Here is a 21,105-nt window from a genome sequence, read left to right as displayed (position 1 = left end):
CAGTTAGGTTTTTAGGATAGTAAGAGGGCATGTCCATGGAGAATTCCTGGCGGCAGCGTTGGCAAGAGGGACGGATAGGCTTTCACCTGGAGGAGACCCACCCGGCACTGTTGAAGTATTGGCCAACGCTAGGCGTGCCCTCTGGAGCCAAGGTGTTGGTGCCGCTATGTGGGAAGAGCTTAGATATGCGCTGGCTCGCGGACCAAGGGCACCCGGTATTGGGCATAGAGCTTGCCCCGGAGGCTATCGAGCAATTTTTGGCCCAGCGTAGTGGCGGTATCTCTCGTTATACTCAGGCAGGCTTTGAGGTGTGCCGGCAGGGTAACATCGAGCTCTGGTGCGGTGACTTCTTTCACCTGCATATTCAGCAGGCGGCGGAAGTGGAGGCTTTTTACGATCGTGCATCGCTGATTGCGCTGCCACCGGCTACCCGCGAACGCTACGCTTTCCACTTGGCTCAGTTGGTGCCACCGGGAGCGAAAGGGCTGCTGGTGGGGTTAACCCACGCCGATGGCGATACCGGGCCGCCATTTAGCGTGCCGGATGAGGAAATTGAGCGCCTGATGGCGCCCAATTTCCGCATAGAGCGGTTAGCGCACCTGCCCGCCGATGCCCGTGGCCGAAGTGAAAGCATCTGGGCGCTTGAGCGGCGCGGGCCACGGGTTTAATTATCCCCCTTAACGGGCGAGAAGCCGACCCAGCTCTGGGTCGCTGAATGCCCGGTTTAGGCCATCGCTAAGCAAGTCGTTCAACATCCGCGTATTGGCATCTTCACCCGGTTTAAGCGCATAACCTTGGGTGCGACGTGACGTATATGTCCCGGTATACGTCGTGCCCTGGTTCTGCGCGATGGCCCGGAAAACCCCTTCAATACGCGCTTCATCAATTAGCGGCTGCCCGCTGTCGCCACGGCCATAGTGCAAGCTGGCAAGTTCCAGAGTCAGGCTGGGGCGGCCTTGGGCGGCTTCGCGGGTAGGGGTAAACCCCATATCGCGTGCGGCACGCTCCGCTTCGGCCTGTAGGCGCGGAATCAATTCATGGCTGCTTACTATAATCTGCGCCGTCGACATGTTGCCGCCCGTGCGCGTACCAATGACTTCACTCGGCCGGGCGTCGACAGCCACCACGGTCACTTGCTGACCCGAGCCGGTTTGCGGCACGTTAGCGCTACGGGTGGGGTTTAGCTGTAGGTATTGAGGACTTGCACAGCCTGCCAGCAATAGGGTGGTTAACAACGCACTAGACGCGCGTAAAAAGTGACGCCGACGCATAAAACTCTCCGCAATCATTGTGGTTAAACGATAAACATACCTGTCGCAACAAGGTATTAAAAAGCAAAGCGTTAAGAAACAAGGCATTGCAATAATCGCGGCAGTATAGCGTTGTGCTAGCCTGCCGCGCTAGCAGTCCCTAAGCCACTCGTGCCTGCTGCTCAGGTGTTTTAGCGTCTTCTTTAAAGCGATGCCACTGGCGCGGATGAGCAAACAAGCGCTGCCCCCGGCGCATGTGCAGGCGCTCGAAATCGGCGTGGCGAACGGTGGCTAGCCACGGTTTTGCCAGCCAGTCGGCCTCTAGCTCTACGCGTACTTCGGCACCGACCGGGGAGATAGCGGTAATCGTCACCGGCAGGTGGCTTTCAGCGCTGGGTTCTTCCGCCAGGCGCACCTCATGGGGGCGCAGCTGCAGCTCTTCATCGCCATCGGGTAAGTCCACGTTGAGGTGCGCATCGCCGCAGGTCAGCACGCCATCGCGAACGCGGCCCTCTAGGTGGTTCACATCACCCAAAAACTCAAATACAAAGCGGTTCTTCGGTGCGCGGTAGAGCGTATCCGGCGTGTCGATTTGCTCGATACGGCCGTTACTCATCACCACCACACGGTCAGAAAGCTCCAGCGCTTCTTCCTGGTCGTGGGTGACGAACACACTGGTAAAGTTCAGTTCGTCGTGCAGGCGGCGCAGCCAGCGGCGAAGGTCTTGGCGAACCTTGGCATCCAAGGCGCCAAACGGCTCGTCTAGCAACAGGACGTCAGGCTCTACAGCAAGTGCGCGAGCCAGCGATACGCGCTGCTGTTGCCCACCCGAGAGCTGGGCAGGCAAGCGGTTGGCTAAGTGCTGTAGCTGCACCATCTCAAGGAGCCTGAAGACCCGCGCCCGAATTTCACCGTTGGGGGGGCGGCGCTTTTTCGGCATCACCGTAAGGCCAAACGCCACGTTGTCATAAACGCTCATATGACGAAACAGGGCGTAGTGCTGAAAAACAAAGCCGATGCGGCGGTCACGCACATGCACATTGGTCACGTCACGGTCGCCAAATAGAATTTTACCCGGCTGCGGCGAGCTATCGGCGTTCTCTAGGCCAGCAATGATACGCAGCAGGGTAGTTTTGCCCGAACCGGAAGGACCTAGCAAGCCCACCAATTCACCTTCGTGAATGTCCAGGTTGATGGGTTCAAGTGCCTGGGTGTTGGCAAAGTGCTTGGCAATATTCTGTAAGCGAATACTCATGTGTATGCCTCCCGGCGCGATGCGCGCCATTCAAGGCCTGCCTTGGCCGCAAGAGTTAACAGGGCAATCAGGGCCAGCAGGGCGGCGCTCGCAAACGCACCCACGGCGTTGTAATCCTGATAGAGCTGCTCAAGGTGCAGCGGTAGCGTATTGGTTTGCCCACGAATGGCCCCTGAGACAACCGAGACCGCGCCAAATTCACCCACCGCGCGGGCGTTGGTAAGGATGATGCCGTAGAGCAGTGCCCAGCGAATGTTGGGCAGCGTGACCCGCCAAAACGTTGTCCAGCCAGAAGCGCCCAGCGTTACGGCGGCTTCTTCTTCCCGTGAGCCTTGGGCCTGCATAAGCGGGATTAATTCACGCGCCACAAACGGGCAGGTGACGAAGATGGTGACCATCAAAATGCCCGGCCAGGCAAACATCAGCTGAATATCGTGGCTATCTAACCATCCGCCAATCCAGCCGTTGCGGCCATACAGCAGTAGATAAATTAAGCCAGCGACGACAGGGGAGACGGCAAACGGAATATCAATCAGCGTTTGCAGAATGCGCCGCCCTGGGAAGCTAAAGCGCGTCACCAGCCATGCCAGCGCAACGCCAAACACCAAGCAGATGGGGATGGTCATTAACGCGATGACCAGCGTGAGACCAATGGCGTGTAGAGTGAACGTATTGCTCACGTTCGCCCAAAACACCGCCACACCTTGGGAGAACGCCTGAGCAAAAATAGCCACCAGCGGCAGCAGCAGAAATAGCGCAGACAGCAGTAGGGCTGCGCCAATTAATAAGCGCCGCACTAAAGGCGCATCACCAATCCGGCGCATTATCCTTTACCCCCATGCAGGCGACGCACAAAGCGGCCCTGCCAGATATTGATGGCGAGCAGCAGCGCCAGCGAGACAAACAGCACCACCGAGGCAATGGCAGACGCCCCGGCGTAGTCATACTCCTGTAGTTTGACGAAGATCATTAGCGCGGTAATTTCGGTTTCGTAAGGCATATTGCCTGCGATAAAAATAATCGCCCCGAACTCACCTAATGAGCGTACGAAGGCAAGCCCGGTGCCGGTGACGAGCGCGGGCCATAGATGCGGCATAATCACACGGCGAAACGCCACGCCGTCGGTAGCACCCAGGGACATCGCGGCTTCGTCCACCTCGGCAGGCAAATCTTCCAGCACCGGCTGCACCGTGCGCACCACGAAGGGAATACTGGTGAAGGCCATCGCCAGGGCAATCCCTACCCAGGTATACGCGATCTGAAGCCCCATCGGCTCGATGATACTGCCTACCCAGCCATTACCCGCATAGAGCGTGGCCAGGGTGATGCCAGCCACGGCAGTAGGCAGGGCGAAGGGGAGGTCCATCAAGGCATCGAGCAGGCGCTTGCCAGGAAACTCATAGCGCACCAGTACCCAGGCCAGTAGCAGGCCAAACACCGCATTCACCAGCGCCGCTACGGCTGCCGCGCCGATGGTGACCATATAGCTGGCGACGACGCGGCCTTCGGTGATGATGGCAAAGTACTCGGCCAGGCTTAGTTCAGAAAGCTGGCCAAATAGTCCGGTAATGGGGAGTAGCAGTACCAGCGAAATAAATAGCACGCTGATACCCATAGATAGGCCAAAACCCGGCAGCACGCGCGTGCTGCCGGATCGCCAAAATGCTAATTGGCTCATGGGGTTCCGTTAACGACGTTGCAGTTGATCAAGCAGAGCACCGCCTTCGAAGTGGTTCTCCATCGCTTCTTCCCAGCTGCCGAACACGGTTTCGACTTCAAATAGCTCGGTGTCGGGGAACTGGTCGGCAAACTCTTCTACCACAGTGTCGTTATGGACACGGTAGTTAAAGCCTGCCAGCTGACGCTGGGCGTCTTCGGTATAGAGGTACTCTAAGTAGCTTTGGGCTAAGTCGCTGTTGCCGTTACGTTCGGCGTTTTCACCCACCACCGCGACCGGGAATTCCGCCAGAATGCTCACCGGCGGGACGATTACTTCGTAGTCATCGCTGCCGTATTCGCTGCGGATGTTGTTCACTTCAGACTCAAAGCTGATCAGTACGTCGCCAATGCCGCGCTCGATAAAGCTGGTTGTGGCACCGCGACCGCCGGTGTCGAACACCGCTACGTTGCGCAGGAATGTGCGCATGAAGTCTTGGATCTTCTCTTCATCGCCGTCGAATTCATTCTCGGCGAAGCCCCAGGCAGCCAGGTACGTGTAGCGGCCGTTACCGGAGGTTTTCGGGTTCGGGAAGACCATTTGTACGTCTTCTTTAACGAGGTCATCCCAGCTTTCGATGCCTTTCGGGTTGCCTTTGCGCACCAGGAAAGCGGTGGTGGAGTAGTAGGGCGAAGCGTTGTTCTCAAACGCATCCTGCCAATCCTCAGCCACCAAGCCTGCATCGGCTAGTGCTTGAACGTCGGTGACTTGGTTAAACGTCACTACGTCCGCACGTAGGCCCTGCATAATGGCGCGCGCCTGGGCAGAGGAGCCACCGTGGGACTGGCTGATAGCGATCTCTTCGCCATGCTCTTCTTCCCACCACGCCTGGAACTCCGGGTTGATCGCGGCGAATAGCTCACGGGCGATGTCATAGGAGGAGTTCAGCAGCTCGCGCTCCTGAGCAACGGCGGCGCTGGAGAAGGTCATGCCAGAAACGACGGTGCCAACGGCAACGGCCAGTAGGCTACGGCGAAGGCCAGTACGGAATGCAGAGGATAGCGTCATTATAGACTCCTTGATTCTGGGGGCGATTTAGTCGCGATGACGCTAAGGTTAAACCTAGGATTGTGGAATTACAATCGTGTTTTATATTCTATTTGGAAATATCTGTTTAAGGATATGCATTGACGGCAAGCGTGCTGCATGGCCGTCACGTGTAATAGGGCTTCGTGTGTGGCTCTGGTAAGATGGCCCCTTTATTTTTATTACCTGAGGACCCCTTCATGAGCGCTGCACAGGATTTTTTGATTGCCCCTTCGATACTCTCCGCTAACTTTGCGCGGCTGGGCGAGGAGGTTGATAACGTGCTGGCGGCCGGCGCCGATGTGGTTCATTTCGACGTCATGGACAACCATTACGTGCCGAACCTGACTATTGGGCCGATGGTATGTAAGGCGCTGCGCGACCATGGTGTGACGGCACCCATTGATGTGCACCTGATGGTGAAGCCGGTGGATCGCATGATTAGCGATTTTATTGATGCCGGGGCCAGCTACATTACCTTTCACCCCGAAGCATCCGAGCATATTGATCGTGCGCTGCAGCTGATTCGTGATGGTGGTTGTAAAGCGGGGCTGGTGTTTAACCCGGCCACGCCGCTTTCGTATCTTGATTACGTGATGGATAAGGTTGATATGGTGCTGCTGATGAGCGTCAACCCCGGCTTTGGCGGCCAGTCGTTTATCCCCGGCACGCTGAACAAGCTGCGTGAGGCACGTGCGCGTATCGACGCTTCGGGCTTGCCCATTCGCTTGGAGATTGATGGTGGCGTCAAAGTCGACAATATCGCGGATATCGCCGCCGCCGGTGCCGATACCTTTGTAGCGGGTTCAGCGATCTTTAACGCCCACCAGGCAAGCGACCCCCACGGCTACGACAGCGTGATTCAGCAGATGCGCGCGGAGCTGGCCAAGGTTCGCTGATAGTTATCGGGTTTACCTACCCATTATGCTGAGTAAGCCTGAGTGGGAGGCCGCTTTAGCGGGCGAATGGCGCCGCTAGGCGCCTTAGCCGAGCCCCTGTCGCGAGCTGAAGCTCTCTCCCATAACTGCTAATTATGCTTAATTGAATGGTATTAGGGTAGATCTCCCGCCTTTGCATGTCTTTAGTGAAGTTTCATGCGTGGTTTGAGGTAGCGGTTCAATTTATCCACCAGCCAGGCAAGCCCGGTTTTTGGCGCACCGTGAATAGAGAGTTGATGCATGCGGTAGAGCGATGCATAGGCTTGGCGCGCCAGCCAGCCCTCCAGAAAAAGCCCGCGAGAGGCGGAGCTGCGCATGAGGTTGCCTACCGCGTCGTAACGGGCCAGGGATACAAGCGAGCCGTGATCGCGATAGTGAAATTCGCGCAGCGGCTTCTTCTCCAGGCAATGCTCCAGGTTTTTAGCCAATAGCTTGGCCTGCTGATGGGCGGCCTGAGCGCGAGGCGGCACCGTTGCATTATCGCCTTGGGGGCAGCAAGCGCAGTCGCCCATTGCAAAAATATGCGGGTCGTCTACGCTCTGCAGTGTCTGCTTGACGTTGATCTGGTTGCGCTTGTTGGTGCTTAAGCCCAGCTCAGTAAGAAACGGCGGCGCTTTAATGCCAGCGGCCCATACGTTGAGATCGGTTTCGATCACCTCACCGTCGCCTGTGACCAGCTGATACTCCTGAGCTTCTTGAATTGCCGTGCCCACATGTACGGTGACCCCCATGCTCTCCAGCTCTTGCTGAACGGTTTGGCTGATGCGCTCAGATAAGCCGGGGAGCAGGCGCGGTGCCGCTTCAATCAAATGCACGCTAATGGTTTGGTGATCAACAGCCGTGACGCCGTAGGCATTGAGCAGGCGCGAGGCGTCTAACAATTCCGCCGAAAGCTCCACCCCCGTTGCACCGCCGCCGACAATGCCAATGGTGAGCTGGGTGTTCTGACGCAGCTTGGGGTCGGTATAGCGCAGGAAGGTATTGATCATGTCCCGCTGGAAGGCTTTGGCCTGCTGGGGAGAGTCAATAAAGTGGCAGTGCTCTGCGACTCCCTTGGTACCAAAATCATTCGAGATACTGCCAAGTGACAGTACTAAATAGTCATAAGTGAGCTGGCGGGCGGGCAGTACCTCCACGCCATCTTCATCTTCAATAGGTGCCAGGTGAATGACCTTCTGTTCCCGATCAAGACCGTTGAGCGAGCCGCGCTGGTAGCGGTAGTAGTGGGCTGAGGAGTGCCCGCGATAATCCACTTCATCCATGCTGGAGTTTAGCACCCCGGTGGCTAGCTCATGCAGCAGCGGCTTCCATACGTGGGTGGCGTTGCGGTCAAGCAGGACAATCTCAGCGCGCTTTTTTTTACCTAGCGTGTGTCCAAGACGGGTGGCTAGGGCTAGCCCGCCCGCGCCGCCGCCCACAATCACAATTCGGGGAATGGCCATTACTCTCTCCTTGGCAAATATAGCCACAGCATAGAACTTTATGCGGTGTATGACGAAGAACTAAGTAGGTAAGATGATCAAATTAATCGACACTGTTGCCAACTAGCAGCCTAAGCACATAAGTGAGGCCACGCGTGCATACCATTTTGCAAGGAAAGCGGTTAATCGCCTTTGATTTAGACGGCACGTTAATCGACTCAGTGCCCGATTTGGCCGTTGGCGTGCAGCGGGCGCTGCAAGAAGTTGGGCTGGCGCAGCCGAGTGAAGATCAGGTGCGCGATTGGGTGGGCAACGGCGCACAGGTACTGGTAGAGCGAGCGCTGTCCTGGGCACTCAACGCCGCACCGGAGGCAGCGTTGCAACAAAACGCCTACGAAGCGTTTATGCGCCATTACGGGGCCGCGCCCAATGCATTAACCAAACTCTACCCGGACGCGTCTGAAGCGCTTCATGCGCTGCATGAGGCGGGTTTTGTGCTGGCCTTGATTACCAATAAACCCGAGCGGTTCATTGCGCCTATTTTAAGCCACTTTGGTGTGCTGGCGCTGTTCACGTCTACCGTGGGCGGCGACTCGCTAGCCGAGAAAAAACCCAGCCCGTTGCCGCTTCTGCATGTTGCCCATACGCTGGATATTGCCCCCTCGGCGAGCGTGATGGTGGGGGACTCTCGTCATGATATCGCGGCGGGTAAGGCGGCGGGCTTTACGACGGTGGCACTGCCATATGGCTATAACCACGGCGACCCCATCGAGCAGAGCCACCCGGATCTGATAGTGGCATCGCTTCGCGAGCTGGTTAGCTAGCGCCTACTCCTCGGCCCTGGCACCTCCCAGCGCTTCATGCAACAGCTCGGCATTGTGGCGCAGCATTGCCGGGTAGTTGTAGGCGGGGCCATCGGTATCACTCAGCGTATCCACATAGAGCGGGCCTGCTAGCGTAAGGCCAGCCTCTCGCGCTAGGGCATCCATATGGATATAGGGCGTCGTGCTTTCATAAAACAGCGCGGGCGGACGTTTGTCGGTTAAGCGTTTGCTCATGATTTCCATAGCCTGGGCGCTGCCCAGTGTCTCGCTGCCTAGGCCCCAAATCGCGGCATACTCAAAGCCGTAAGCGTGGGCAAAATAGCCAAAAGCCGCTTCACTGGTAGTGAGTATACGATTGGTTTGCGGAATCCCCTCCAGGCGCTCTTGTATCTGCTGGTCGAGTAGGGCAAGCGCCTCCCTGGCTTGCACCGCTCGAGCCTGAAAAGCGGCTGCTTTGTCGGGATAGCGTACGCTTAGGGTGTGAGTGATTACCTCGATATAAGCGGCAGCTCCTTTGGGGTCCATCCACATATGGGGGTCCGGATTGCCTTTATGCTGACCCACTGGAATCGTCAGCGGCGCATAGTTGGCGCTTTCGGCCAGAGCCATTAGCGTTAGCGTGTCGTTGGCCATCGCTTCTACATGACGGATCCATGGCTCTAGCCCGTGGCCGTTGTAAAACACAATATCGGCCTCTTCCACTGCAAGTACGTTAGGGGGCGTCAGCTCCCAGCGGTGAACATCATCGCCCTCCGGTACAATCGTCGTGATGCTGATATCATCGCCTGCGACACGCTTGACTAAATCTTCGATGACCGAAAACGACGCTATCACTTTAATCGAAGTGGCCGCGAATGCCTGGGGGGTGATGAATGTCGCCACTAATAAGAGCGTGATTATCCAGGGTGCCCGCTTGTCCATACCACGCTCCTAACCTATTAAAATGACGGCAAATCATAAAGAGTGTCCTGCTTTGTTGCTAGAGCCATTGCCGCGCTTTGCTTTAGAGCAAAGCGTAGTGCCAACTCCTGCAAACGAAGTGGTTTCACCCACGCCTGTTAACCTCTATGCTTTAAAAAAATGCCGCTTAATAACGACATGGTGGACAAAATAGCTACTATCTATGTTCGCCTAGCCCTAAGCCTAGTCCTCTTTTGACAAGCGTAGCTTTTTTTAAATCACTCTTTTGAACAGCTTTCTGGATAGCGTGTCATGACCCCTCAAAATGGTATGTCCTCTCGCCGCCGCGGGTACCCTAAAGGGCGTGATGTAGCGCCTGTCGCACTGGCGGCGCTGCGTGACCTGTTAGGCGATGAGCGCCAGACGCCAAGCCTAAAGCGTCGCGACCTGTTGATAGAGCATCTACACGCCATTCAGGATGCCCACGGCCACTTATCGCTTGTGCAACTGCGCGCCCTGGCAGCCTATATGAACCTGCCCATGGCAGCGGTGTACGAGACGGCGACGTTCTATGCCCATTTCGATGTGGTGCACGACCACCAAGCGCCCCCGCCGGATACCACAATTCGCGTCTGTGATTCTCTTTCCTGCCAATTAGCGGGGGCCAGTGCGCTGCACAAAGCATTAGAGGCCCGCGTTGATCCTGACTGTGTACGGGTGATCCGTGCGCCCTGCATGGGCCGCTGCGATACCGCGCCGGTGGCAGAAGTGGGCCATCACCATGTGCTGTATGCCACCGCAGAAGGCGTCGAGGCCGTGGTGGATACCGGCCACTTTCACCCTGAAGCGATTTTGTGGCAGCGCCTTGACGCCTATCAGCAGGCAGGCGGTTCCCAGTTACTGGCCCATGTGCGCAGCGGTAAGATCAGCATTGATGAGGTGCTGCAGGCGCTTGAAGCGTCGGGCCTGCGAGGCTTGGGAGGCGCGGGCTTCCCTACGTTTAAAAAGTGGCAGGCGGTGCGCCAAGCCGCCGGGCCGCGCTACTGCGTGATTAACGCTGATGAGGGCGAGCCGGGGACGTTTAAAGACCGCTACTATTTAGAGCGCGCGCCGCATCAGTTTCTTGAGGGCGCGCTGATTAGCGCTTGGGCGATAGAGGCCGAGGCGCTCTATATCTATCTGCGCGACGAATACCCCGGCCTTCACCGTGTGCTCCATGAAGCGATTGCAGAGCTTGAGCAGTCGGGCATCGTCGCGCCTGGATTCATCATCATGCGCCGGGGCGCGGGCGCTTATATCTGCGGTGAGGAGTCGGCGCTGATTGAATCCTTGGAGGGCAAACCGGGTAAGCCGCGCCACCGCCCGCCTTACGTAGCCCAGCAGGGGCTGTTGGGCCGCCCCACGCTGGTCAATAACGTTGAAACCGTTTATTGGATTCCTGCCATTTGGCACAAAGGGGCTGAGTGGTTTGCTGGGCATGGGCGCAATGGTCGACGAGGCCTGCGCAGTTTTTCTGTCTCCGGGCGAGTGAACAAGCCCGGCGTGTACTTGGCGCCAGCAGGCATCACGCTGCGCGAGTTGATAGAGGAGTATGCAGGCGGCATGGCGGAAGGGCATACGCTGGTCGCTTATCTGCCCGGCGGCGCCTCGGGTGGCATTCTGCCCGCCAGTAAAGCCGATGTGCCGCTGGATTTCGACACGCTGCAGGCGCACGGCAGTTTTATTGGGTCAGCGGCGATTATCGTGCTCTCTGAGCAAGACAATCTTCAGGCGGTGGCCACCAACCTGCTGGCTTTTTTTGCCGATGAATCCTGCGGGCAGTGTACGCCTTGCCGGGTAGGCAGCGAGAAAATGCTCAGCTTGCTAGAGCAACCCACATGGGATGTGCAGGCGCTCACTCGACTGGCACAAGTGATGCAGGACGCCTCGATTTGCGGCCTGGGGCAAGCGGCTCCAAATCCTGTATTGGGGCTACTCAAGGATTTCCGCCCTGCGCTCGCCCAACAGCAGATTATTGTCAGCGATGCCGCTGAAGGGAGTGCACCATGACCGCTTCGTTCACTATTGTATTGGATGATCAAGAAGTCACTGCCTACCCCGGAGAAACCCTTTGGCAGGTGGCCAAGCGCGCTGGAGAGAGCATTCCCCACCTCTGTTTCAAAGACGCCCCTGGCTACCGCGCCGACGGCAACTGCCGGGCCTGTATGGTGGAAGTGGAAGGCGAGCGCGTGCTGGCGGCAAGCTGTATCCGCGAGGCCAAACCCGGCATGGTGGTACACAGCGCCCACTCGCCCCGTGCCACACAAGCGCGTGAAACGGTATTGGAACTGCTGATGGCCGACCAGCCCAGCCGCGCCCAAAGCCCTGACCGCTCCAGCCACTTCTGGGAAGTAGCCGACCAGTTAGCGGTCGACGAAGCGGCCGTTAAGTCGTGGCTACCGCCACGCCGTAAAGCAGCCGTCAACCATGCAGCGGCTGCGCCAAAGGTGAGCCAGCCAGATACCAGCCACCCGGCGATGCACGTTAACTTGGACGCCTGCATTACCTGCAACCTGTGCGTGCGCGCCTGCCGCGAGGTGCAGAGTAACGATGTCATCGGCATGGCGCAGCGGGGCGCCGCCGCCACCGTGGTATTTGATTTTGCCGACCCGATGGGCCAGAGCACCTGCGTAGGCTGCGGCGAGTGCGTGCAAGCATGCCCCACCGGCGCATTGATGCCCGCCACCGTGGTCAATGCCGCAGGTCAGGGCGATTCTCAAAGCCAGCGGCAGGTGGATTCCGTGTGCCCCTACTGCGGGGTGGGCTGCCAGCTGACGTACCATATTAACGACGATGCCCTGGCCTATGTGGAAGGGCGCAACGGCCCCGCTAACCAGAACCGCCTGTGCGTGAAAGGCCGATTTGGGTTTGATTACGTGAGCCACCCGACACGCCTGACCAAGCCGCTGATACGCTTACCTGGGATTCCCAAGGCGCTCGACTCTACCTTTGACCCTGCCAATCCATTTAGCCACTTCCGCGAAGCCAGCTGGGACGAAGCGCTGGAAATCGCGGCAGGCGGCCTAATGGCGATTAAACAGGCGCAAGGCCCCAAAGCGTTGGCGGGCTTTGGCAGCGCCAAATGCTCTAACGAAGAGGCGTGGCTGTTCCAGAAGTTGGTGCGTACCGGTTTTGGCAGCAATAACGTGGATCACTGCACGCGGCTTTGCCATGCCAGCTCCGTTGCGGCGCTGATGGAGTGCTTAGGCTCTGGCGCGGTGACCGCTTCGTTTATGCAGGCGCTGGAGGCTGATGTGGTGATCCTTACCGGCTGCAACCCGGCGGTGAATCACCCCGTGGCGGCGACGTTCTTCAAGCAGGCAGCCAAGCGGGGTACTGAGATCATCATTCTCGACCCTCGCGGGCAGTCGCTGGACGCTTACGCCAGCATGAGTGTGCGCTTTACACCGGGGGCGGATGTATCGCTGTTCAACGCGCTGCTCCACGTGATCATCGCGGAAGGCCTGTATAACCAAGCCTACATCGACGCCCACACCGAAGGCTTTGAAGCGCTCAAGCAGAGCGTGGCTCACAGCACACCGGACGCCATGAGTGCGCTGTGCGGCGTAGCCCCCGACACTATTCGTGAGGTGGCGCGCCGCTACGCCAACGCCGAGAAAGCGATGATTTTCTGGGGTATGGGTATTTCTCAGCACACCCACGGCACCGATAATGCCCGCTGTTTGATCTCGTTGGCACTGGCCTGCGGCCACACCGGTCGCCCCGGCACAGGCCTGCACCCGCTGCGCGGTCAAAATAACGTGCAGGGTGCCTCGGATGCGGGGCTGATTCCTATGATGCTGCCGGACTACCAGCCTGTGGGCGATAGCCAGCTGCGTGCCGCGTTTGAAGAGCTATGGAACACGCCGCTGAGCGATGAGCCTGGGCTAACGGTGGTGGAAGTGATGAATGCGATTCACGCAGGCGAGGTGCGTGGTATGTACATTGTGGGTGAAAACCCAGCGATGTCCGACCCGGATCTTACCCACGCCCGCGCCGCGCTGGGTAAGCTTGAGCATTTGGTGGTGCAGGATCTGTTTATCACTGAAACTGCCCAGTTCGCCGACGTGATTCTGCCTGCTTCTGCGTGGCCCGAAAAAGACGGCACCGTGACCAACACTAACCGCCAAGTACAGCTGGGCAGGGCGGCATTACCGCTGCCAGGAGAAGCTAAGCCGGACTGGTGGATCATCCAAGAGATCGCTAACCGCTTTGGGCTGGGCTGGCGCTATCAGCACCCGCAAGACGTGTTTGCCGAAATGCAGCAGGGAATGCACTCGTTCAACCACATTAGCTGGGAGCGGCTAGCGCGGGAGAACTCCGTCACGTACCCCTGCCCAGCCGAGGATGCCCCCGGCCAGGACGTGGTCTTTAGCGACACCTTTCCGCGCGCTGGCGGGCTGGCTAAATTCGCCCCCACGCGCCCGCTACCGCCGGACGAGCCGGTGGATGATGAGTACCCGACGGTACTGACCACCGGTCGCCAGTTAGAGCATTGGCATACGGGTACCATGACGCGGCGTGCTCAGGTGCTCGACGCCCTAGAGCCAGAAGCGGTCGCCAGCCTCTCACCGGGCGAGCTCAACCGTCTGGGGGTAGTACCGGGCGAGAAGCTCACCATAACCACGCGGCGTGGAACGATTACGCTGACCGCCCGAGTGGACGATAAAATCCCCGATGGGATGGTGTTTGTGCCGTTTGCCTATGCCGAGGCCGCCGCCAATCTGCTCACCAACCCGGCCCTGGACCCCTACGGCAAAATACCCGAGTTCAAGTACGCCGCCTGCCGACTGGAGCGGGCAGCGGTGCCGCAGCCCCACTAAGCGCGCGCTGCCCCTGCAAGGAGCGTCTGGGTTGGGGTATCATCTCGCCTGTGCGGTTTTATTTATGTGATGGAGTAAGCGGGGCGATGGCGCAAGCGCAGGCAGTGCAACGGGTGTTGATGCTGGATAACTACGACAGCTTCACGTTTAACATCGTCCAGTACCTTAGTGAACTGAATGCCGAGGTGGTGACCTACCGCAACGATGAGATTACCCTGGAGCAGATGCGCGCCCTGGCGCCTACCCATCTGGTGATTTCGCCCGGCCCGTGTACGCCCAACGAGGCGGGCATTTCGCTAGCGGCCATCGAGCATTTTGCGGGCAAACTGCCTATTTTGGGCGTTTGCCTGGGGCATCAGGCCATCGGCCAGGTGTACGGCGGCAAAGTGGTGCGGGCACCCCAGGTGATGCACGGTAAAACCTCGGCCGTGGTACACCGTGGGCAGGGAGTGTTCAGCGGGCTGGAAAACCCGTTGGAAGTGACGCGCTATCACTCATTAGTCGTTGAGCAGGAGAGCCTGCCCGACTGCCTAGAAGTGACCGCCTGGACCGCCGAGGATGACGTAACGCCCGGGCTGATCATGGGCTTTCGTCATCGTACCCTTGATGTGGAGGGGGTACAGTTTCACCCTGAGTCGATACTCACGCGCCAGGGCCATGCGTTATTGGCCAATTTTTTACAACGCGGCTGATCGCCAAATTCATACGCTTTAGGGGCTTTCCTGCTCATGCAAATGCGAGACGCAATTAACGCGGTGATGCGCCGCGAAGACCTCTCTTTCAATGCGATGCACGCACTGATGCGCCAGATCATGACCGGCGAAGCCTCCGACGCGCAAATTGGCGGCCTGCTGGTGGGGCTGGCCATGAAAGGCGAAAGCGCTGAAGAGATTAGCGCCGCCGCCCAGGTGATGCGCGATTTAATGAAACGCGTCGAGCTACACACCGAGAACGTGGTGGATATCGTCGGCACCGGCGGCGATGGCGCGAACCTGTTTAATGTGTCCACGGCGTCTAGTTTTGTGGCTGCCGCTGGCGGTGCCCATGTGGCTAAACATGGCAATCGCAGCGTCTCCTCTTCTTCTGGCAGCGCCGATTTATTCGATATTGCCGGCATCTATCTCGACCTCAAGCCTGAGCAAGTGGCGCGCTGCATTGAGCAGGTCGGCGTTGGCTTTATGTTCGCACCTAACCACCACCCCGCCATGCGCTATGCCATTGGGCCACGGCGGGAAATGGGCGTACGTACGCTGTTTAATATTCTTGGCCCGTTAACCAACCCCGCCAGTGCGCCCAATCAAGTGCTGGGCGTATATTCAGCGGAGCTGGTGCCGCTGATGGCCGAAGTATTGCGCAAGCTGGGGAGCCGCCATGTCATGGTGGTGCATTCTGAAGATGGACTGGATGAAATCTCCCTGGCAGCACCCACTCTGGTGGCAGAGCTAAAAGAGGGCGAGATTACCCAGTACACCATTACGCCGGAATCCCTGGGTATCGAGCGCCAAAGCCTCGCCACCCTTAAAGCGTCCAGCGCGGAAGATAGCCTGCGTTTGGTGAAAGCCGCACTTAGCGGTGAAGGAGCGGCGGCAGATATGGTGGCACTCAACGCCGGGGCTGCGCTCTACTGCGCGGGCGTGGCCGATAGCTTGAAAGAGGGCGTGATGGTGGCCCAGGATGCCCAGGCCTCCAAACTACCGCTTGAGAAGCTCCGAGAGCTTTCGCACTTCACTAGTGTCTTTAAAGGGTAAAACTTCCAATGAGTGACCAGGCAACGCCGACTATTTTAACGCGCATTTTGGCCCGTAAAGGCCAGGAAGTTGCTGAGCGTCAGCAGGCGGTATCTGAGGCTGATCTGCTCGCACTGGCGGAGAAGCAGAGCGCGCCCCGTGGCTTTATTGATGCATTGAATCAGCGTATTGCGGCAGGCGACGCGGCAGTCATCGCCGAGGTGAAAAAAGCCTCGCCCTCTAAAGGCGTGATGCGGGAAGAGTTTCACCCAGCGGATATCGCCAAAAGCTACGCCCAGGGCGGCGCAGCGTGCCTTTCCGTGCTCACCGATGCCGACTTCTTCCTGGGCCACGAGGACTACCTCATTGCCGCTCGCGATGCCTGCGACCTGCCGGTGATCCGTAAAGACTTTATTACCCACGGCTACCAGGTCACTGAAGCGCGCGCCATCGGTGCGGACTGCATCCTATTGATTGTGGCGGCGCTCAATGACGCTCAGCTGCGCGACCTGCACCAGCAGGCCAACGCATTGGGGATGGATGTGCTGGTGGAAGTTCACGATGCAGAGGAGCTAGAGCGCGCCCTGGCGCTGGACCTAAAGCTGGTGGGTATTAACAACCGCAACCTACACACTTTTGATACCAGCCTGAATACCACTCTGGATCTGCTGCCGCGTATCCCTGAAGGCGTGACCGTGATCACCGAGTCAGGCATTCACACGCGTGATGACGTAGAGCTAATGCGTGACCACGAGGTCAATGGCTTTTTGGTCGGTGAAGCGTTTATGCGCGAAGAGGACCCTGGTTTGGCCCTCAAGCGGCTGTTTTTCTAAACGCCCACACGGATATCAGCAAGCCCCAGCAGGCCAGCCGCGTTAGCGGCTGGCCTGTTTGATACTGGTCAGCAGAGCTTGCAGCGGGTGGGGCAGGGTTTGCGCTGAGTAGCGCTTCACCTGACTGCGGCAGGAGTAGCCGGTGGCCAGTAGCTTACCGCTGTTCTCCTCTGCTTCCACCTGTGGCTGCCACGACTGAGCGTAGATCGTTTTCGAGGTGGCGACGTTACGGGTCTCGTGGCCGTAGGTGCCGGACATGCCGCAGCAGCCCGTGATGGCCAGCTCCAACTGCAAACCAAACGCTGCAAATACCTGCTGCCACGCTTTTGGGCTGCCCGGCGCGTTGGTTTTTTCGGTGCAGTGGGAAAGCAGCTTAAAGCCTGGGTCTTTGAGCGTTAGCTGGCCGGGGGCGAGGGTGTTGACGCGGGTCGCTAACCACTCCTGCAGCATCAGTACGTTCGGCACCTTATCGCCGCCCAGCGCTTTGACGTACTCCTGGCGGTAGGTCAGCGTCATGGCTGGGTCGATGCCTACCATGGGCACCTCAAACTCACTAAGCGCGCGAAGGCGTTTGGCTTGCTTCTCTGCCGTGCGCTCAAAGGCACCTAAAAAGCCCTGTACGTGCAGCGGCTTGCCGTTGGCGGAAAACGGCATGACAAACACGCGCAGGTTCAGCCGCGCTAGCAGCTCTACCACATCCATCACCAGCTTGGCTTCAAAGTGGGTGGTGAAGGCATCTTGCACAATCACGACGCTGTTGGCCCGCTGCTGCTCGGTGAGTAGCGCAAGCGATGTGGGCGTGGCTTCCGCAACGCCCCAGGCGCGCAGCTGCTTTTTCACGTTGGCGCGAGAGAGCGCGGGGGAGTCGCTAATGCCGAGCCCTTTCTGCATGAGTTGCTCTACCCAGCGCTGGCCAAGGGCGGCGTTATACAGCGGGGCCATCTTGGTTAACGCAGGCAGCATAAATTCAGTGCCGCCAATCACGTAATCCCGCAGCGGGCGCAGGTAGCGGCCGTGATACACCTCTAAAAACTGTGAGCGGAACTGCGGTACGTTGACTTTGATCGGACACTGGCCCGCGCAGGACTTACACGCCAAGCAGCCCGCCATGGCGTCGTAGACTTCATGGGAGTAGTCGTGGTGCTGCTGGCGGCTAACGGTGTTCATCACCCGCTTGGGGAAGCTTTTTATAAAGCCCCAGGTGCGCTCGGCTTTCTTTTGGCGCGACTCTTCCACCACGTCGATGCCCGCTTGCGACTGCAAGCGCAGCCACTCACGAATCAAGCTGGCGCGGCCTTTAGGGGAGTGGCGGCGGTCGCGGGTGGCCTTCCACGAGGGGCACATGGGGTCGTCCACATCGTAGTTGTAGCAAGCGCCGTTGCCGTTGCAGTACACCGCTGCGTCATAGGCCTGCCAGGCCCGCTCGTCAATGGTGCGGTCGAGCTGGCCGCGCATGGGCACGCCGTCGACGGTGAGCAGCTCCGGGTCGCTCTCTTTCGCAATCAGCGTGGTGCTTTCAGAAGGTGACGCGATCTTGCCGGGGTTGAGCTGGTTGTGCGGATCGAAGGCCGCCTTGACCTGCTGCAGGCAGGGGTAAAGCTCACCAAAGAACTTAGGCCCGTACTCGGAGCGCACGCCTTTACCGTGTTCGCCCCACAGCAACCCGCCGTACTTCTGGGTGAGCGCAGCGACTTCATCAGAAATCTCGCGAATCAGCGCTTCCTGGGGGGGGTCTTTCATATCTAGCGCCGGGCGCACGTGCAGCACCCCCGCATCCACATGGCCAAACATGCCGTAGGAGAGCTTGCGCGCATCCAGCGCGGCGCGGAACTCGGTAATGAAGTCGGCCAAATGTTCCGGCGGAACGGCGGTGTCCTCCACGAACGGCAGCGGACGCTTCTCCCCCTGAACGTTACCCAGCAGACCTACCGAGCGTTTGCGCATGGCGTAGACTTTCTGGATCTGCGAGCGGCCTTCCGCCAGGGTGTAGCCCAGCCGCTCCACAGTGGCATCCTGGCTCAGGTGCTGGGTAAACGCTGTTACACGCGCTGCGAGCTGTTCCGGGTCATCGTCGTTGAACTCGATCAGGTTGATGCCCTGAATGGGCGTGCTGCCCGCCGGGAAAAATTCCGCCACGCTGTCCCAAACGAAGTCTTCCATCGCCAGTTGCAGCACGGTGTCGTCGATAGTTTCTATGGAGGTGGGCGATGCGCTGGCGGTCATCAGCGCCTTGGCATCCCGCAAGGCAGCCATAAAGCTCGGGTAGCGAACATTCACTAGCGTAGAGTGCTTGGGAATCGGCAAGACGTTGAGCACGGCTTCGTTTAAAAAGCCCAGGGAGCCTTCCGAACCGCACAGCAGGCTATTCAGGTTGAGCCGCCCATCTTCGCGCAGGTGGGCCAAGTCGTAGCCGGTCAAACAGCGGTTGAGCGGCGGGAATTTTGCCTCAATCAGTTCGCGCTGTTGGTCGATAATCGTCGCGGCGGTGCGGTGTACCTTGCCCAACACGCCTTCCTGGGCCAGCGCCTGCTGCTCCTCTTCTGCGCTAAGTGGGCGGCTATGCAAGTGCTGGCCGCCGAGAAGGACGGTATCCAGCTCTAACACGTGGTGGCGAGTTTTGCCGTACTGGCAGCTCCCCTGGCCGCTGGCATCGGTAGAGATCATACCGCCAATGGTGGCGCGATTCGATGTCGATAGTTCGGGGGCGAAAAACAGCCCGTGGGGCTTCAGCGCGGCGTTGAGCTGGTCTTTGACCACGCCTGCCTGTACCCGCACCCGGCGGGCTTCCACGTCAATCTCAATGATTTGGTTCATATGGCGGGAGACATCCACCACGATGCCATCGGTCAGCGACTGGCCGTTGGTGCCGGTGCCGCCGCCCCGCGGGGTGAGGACGATATCCCGATGAGGTGGCTCGGAGGCGAGCTTGGCAAGGCGCTCTAAGTCTTCGGCGTGTTTGGGAAACACCGCCGCCTGGGGAAGGCGCTGGTAAATCGAGTTATCCGTCGCCAGCACGGTGCGGTTGGCGTAATCCGGTGCTATTTCACCTTCGAACCCGCGCGCGCGGAGGGCTTCGATAAAACGCACGTAGTGGCTGCCAATTCGTTCGAAAGGGGCCGTGCGAGAATCCAAGGATGCAATCATAGGAGGTTGAGCCGTCACTGCTGGAAGCGGATAGCGCTACTTTACCGCAGCTACTGCGCCGGTGCATCTTGAGGTGGCGTCTCAATGGCTGCCTAACGCCTCTTTGACGAGCGCTGAACAGGCGTCGTTCATGGGCAGTGTCAGGGCCAGCGCATGCGCTTGCGGCGACATCTTGCCCCAGGTCTTTTGCACAATGCGCACCATGTGCTCGTGCTCCACCTTGCGGGAGAAATCGGCGAAGTAGTTTTCCAAGAACACTAGGCAGGCGCAGTCCTCCAGGGCTTGAACATCGCTATCTCGGCCCAAGCCTTGCTTGCGAATCATGCTGGCGACGCGTTTGGCCTCTTCTTGGGAATAGCCCGCTTCTTCCATGAGTGCCGCCGTGGTATCGCCTGCCTGGGCACTTTGGTCCCGCCGCCAAGTTAAGTAGCCAATACGGCCTTCTGGGTAATCGCTTCGCGGCAGCTGCCAGCGCTGCAGATGCTGGGCGCGCACGGCAATGCGCAACAGTTCGCTCGGCGTCTCCTGCAGTCGCTCTAGCCACTGGCTCATACGCTGGGCATAGATAAGTTCTTGTGGCTGAGAAGTGCCATCTGCGAGAGTGGTTGGCCGTGGGTCTTGAGCATGGAGCGCATCAATAGCGGCAAGGGTGTGTTCAAAGGCAGAAGACATATTGGCTCGCTTGGTTCAGTGGTCAGAGTGACATCCTAGCAGCTTGTAGTTCGGTATAAAAAAGCGCCTGCTGCCAAGGGCAGCGGGCGCGAGGGATAATGTGCAGCAACGGGCAAGGAGCGAGTTTCTACTCATGCGCCCCGGGCGGGGCGCGACGTCTTCCCAGGTTTCGCCTAGCGTGGTGTTGACGTTTCTATCCGCACGCCCCAGGCGGGGCGCGACCGGGCACCAGGCCTTGCCAGTTGTTGCCGTCGCCGTTTCTATCCGCACGCCCCGGGCGGGGCGCGACCACCCAACTCGCACAGCCACAGCCAGTACGTACAGTTTCTATCCGCACGCCCCGGGCGGGGCGCGACCCGCCACAGAAACGCGAGTTAATAAGGGCGGCCCCGTTTCTATCCGCACGCCCCGGGCGGGGCGCGACGTCACGGATACTGCAGCCAACACCGAGTTCACCTGGTTTCTATCCGCACGCCCCGGGCGGGGCGCGACATCCCCTGGTGTTGGACACCGCCCATGCCTGCGATGTTTCTATC

General features: G+C 58.9%; 17 protein-coding genes and 1 CRISPR repeat array. Of the genes, 8 read left to right on the top strand and 9 right to left on the bottom strand.

What is annotated here, in order from left to right; translation table 11 throughout:
* The first annotated feature begins 35 nt into the window (after positions 1 to 35).
* A complete protein-coding gene (locus tag A3220_RS07765) occupies positions 36 to 668 on the top strand; it encodes a thiopurine S-methyltransferase (protein ID WP_062374284.1) in 633 nt (210 codons plus the stop codon).
* A 9-nt stretch (positions 669 to 677) separates the two neighbouring features.
* Here A3220_RS07765 and A3220_RS07760 read toward each other — a convergent pair whose 3' ends face one another.
* From A3220_RS07760 to cysP, 5 genes are all read right to left on the bottom strand, one after another.
* The gene (locus tag A3220_RS07760) at positions 678 to 1,271 is read right to left on the bottom strand and encodes a YajG family lipoprotein (protein ID WP_062374282.1); all 594 of its coding nucleotides are present in this window, start codon (positions 1,269 to 1,271) and stop codon (positions 678 to 680) included.
* Positions 1,272 to 1,410: 139 nt separating this feature from the next.
* Positions 1,411 to 2,505: a TOBE-like domain-containing protein gene (locus A3220_RS07755; protein ID WP_062374280.1), complete on the bottom strand. Its 1,095-nt coding sequence runs from the start codon at positions 2,503 to 2,505 to the stop codon at positions 1,411 to 1,413.
* Positions 2,502 to 3,329 (bottom strand): sulfate ABC transporter permease subunit CysW, encoded by an 828-nt coding sequence (cysW, locus tag A3220_RS07750; RefSeq protein ID WP_062374278.1) that lies wholly within the window; start codon positions 3,327 to 3,329, stop codon positions 2,502 to 2,504. Before cysW ends, A3220_RS07755 begins: the two co-directional genes overlap by 4 nt.
* Positions 3,329 to 4,183 (bottom strand): sulfate ABC transporter permease subunit CysT, encoded by an 855-nt coding sequence (gene cysT / locus A3220_RS07745; protein WP_062374276.1) that lies wholly within the window; start codon positions 4,181 to 4,183, stop codon positions 3,329 to 3,331. The genes cysW and cysT overlap by 1 nt, the downstream gene beginning before the upstream one ends.
* A gap of 9 nt (positions 4,184 to 4,192) precedes the next feature.
* Positions 4,193 to 5,230 carry a thiosulfate ABC transporter substrate-binding protein CysP gene (gene cysP / locus A3220_RS07740; RefSeq protein WP_062374274.1) on the bottom strand — a complete coding sequence of 346 codons (1,038 nt, stop codon included), beginning with the start codon at positions 5,228 to 5,230 and terminating at the stop codon, positions 4,193 to 4,195.
* Positions 5,231 to 5,448: 218 nt separating this feature from the next.
* Here cysP and rpe point away from each other — a divergent pair, with 218 nt between their 5' ends.
* Positions 5,449 to 6,147 carry a ribulose-phosphate 3-epimerase gene (gene rpe / locus A3220_RS07735; RefSeq protein ID WP_044628197.1) on the top strand — a complete coding sequence of 233 codons (699 nt, stop codon included), beginning with the start codon at positions 5,449 to 5,451 and terminating at the stop codon, positions 6,145 to 6,147.
* A 182-nt stretch (positions 6,148 to 6,329) separates the two neighbouring features.
* On the opposite strand, the gene A3220_RS07730 is transcribed toward rpe, so the two are convergent.
* The gene (locus A3220_RS07730) at positions 6,330 to 7,628 is read right to left on the bottom strand and encodes an NAD(P)/FAD-dependent oxidoreductase (protein ID WP_062359145.1); all 1,299 of its coding nucleotides are present in this window, start codon (positions 7,626 to 7,628) and stop codon (positions 6,330 to 6,332) included.
* Positions 7,629 to 7,762: 134 nt separating this feature from the next.
* Between A3220_RS07730 and A3220_RS07725 the strand changes: the two genes are divergently transcribed.
* The gene (locus A3220_RS07725) at positions 7,763 to 8,431 is read left to right on the top strand and encodes a phosphoglycolate phosphatase (RefSeq protein ID WP_044628195.1); all 669 of its coding nucleotides are present in this window, start codon (positions 7,763 to 7,765) and stop codon (positions 8,429 to 8,431) included.
* A gap of 3 nt (positions 8,432 to 8,434) precedes the next feature.
* Here A3220_RS07725 and A3220_RS07720 read toward each other — a convergent pair whose 3' ends face one another.
* A complete protein-coding gene (locus tag A3220_RS07720; RefSeq protein ID WP_062374272.1) occupies positions 8,435 to 9,352 on the bottom strand; it encodes a zinc ABC transporter substrate-binding protein in 918 nt (305 codons plus the stop codon).
* A 291-nt stretch (positions 9,353 to 9,643) separates the two neighbouring features.
* Here A3220_RS07720 and A3220_RS07715 point away from each other — a divergent pair, with 291 nt between their 5' ends.
* The 5 genes from A3220_RS07715 (at position 9,644) to trpC (ending at position 16,753) form a co-directional block, all read left to right on the top strand.
* Positions 9,644 to 11,380, top strand: coding sequence for an NAD(P)H-dependent oxidoreductase subunit E (locus A3220_RS07715; RefSeq protein WP_062374270.1), 1,737 nt, complete (start codon positions 9,644 to 9,646; stop codon positions 11,378 to 11,380).
* On the top strand, positions 11,377 to 14,193 hold the full coding sequence (gene fdhF, locus A3220_RS07710; protein ID WP_062374268.1) for a formate dehydrogenase subunit alpha: 2,817 nt from the start codon (positions 11,377 to 11,379) through the stop codon (positions 14,191 to 14,193). Before A3220_RS07715 ends, fdhF begins: the two co-directional genes overlap by 4 nt.
* Before the next feature lie 86 nt (positions 14,194 to 14,279).
* Positions 14,280 to 14,885 (top strand): aminodeoxychorismate/anthranilate synthase component II, encoded by a 606-nt coding sequence (locus A3220_RS07705; RefSeq protein WP_062374266.1) that lies wholly within the window; start codon positions 14,280 to 14,282, stop codon positions 14,883 to 14,885.
* A gap of 36 nt (positions 14,886 to 14,921) precedes the next feature.
* Positions 14,922 to 15,941, top strand: coding sequence for an anthranilate phosphoribosyltransferase (gene trpD / locus A3220_RS07700; RefSeq protein WP_062374264.1), 1,020 nt, complete (start codon positions 14,922 to 14,924; stop codon positions 15,939 to 15,941).
* Between the two features lie 8 nt (positions 15,942 to 15,949).
* Positions 15,950 to 16,753 (top strand): indole-3-glycerol phosphate synthase TrpC, encoded by an 804-nt coding sequence (gene trpC / locus A3220_RS07695; RefSeq protein ID WP_062374262.1) that lies wholly within the window; start codon positions 15,950 to 15,952, stop codon positions 16,751 to 16,753.
* Positions 16,754 to 16,795: 42 nt separating this feature from the next.
* Here trpC and A3220_RS07690 read toward each other — a convergent pair whose 3' ends face one another.
* Entirely contained in the window at positions 16,796 to 19,897 is a 3,102-nt protein-coding gene (locus A3220_RS07690) for an FAD-binding and (Fe-S)-binding domain-containing protein (protein ID WP_062374260.1), read from the bottom strand.
* 81 nt (positions 19,898 to 19,978) lie between these two features.
* Positions 19,979 to 20,569: a DUF4202 domain-containing protein gene (locus A3220_RS07685; RefSeq protein ID WP_062374258.1), complete on the bottom strand. Its 591-nt coding sequence runs from the start codon at positions 20,567 to 20,569 to the stop codon at positions 19,979 to 19,981.
* 123 nt (positions 20,570 to 20,692) lie between these two features.
* A CRISPR array of direct repeats spans positions 20,693 to 21,061; the repeat unit is 33 nt; unit sequence GTTTCTATCCGCACGCCCCGGGCGGGGCGCGAC.
* Positions 21,062 to 21,105 lie beyond the last annotated feature (44 nt).

Origin of the sequence: Halomonas sp. KX33721, assembly GCF_001596805.1 — a bacterium.
Taxonomy (GTDB): Bacteria; Pseudomonadota; Gammaproteobacteria; order Pseudomonadales; family Halomonadaceae; genus Vreelandella; species Vreelandella aquamarina.
Note: the sequence above shows the minus strand (reverse complement) of the source record. Positions and strands in the feature narration are given on the sequence as shown.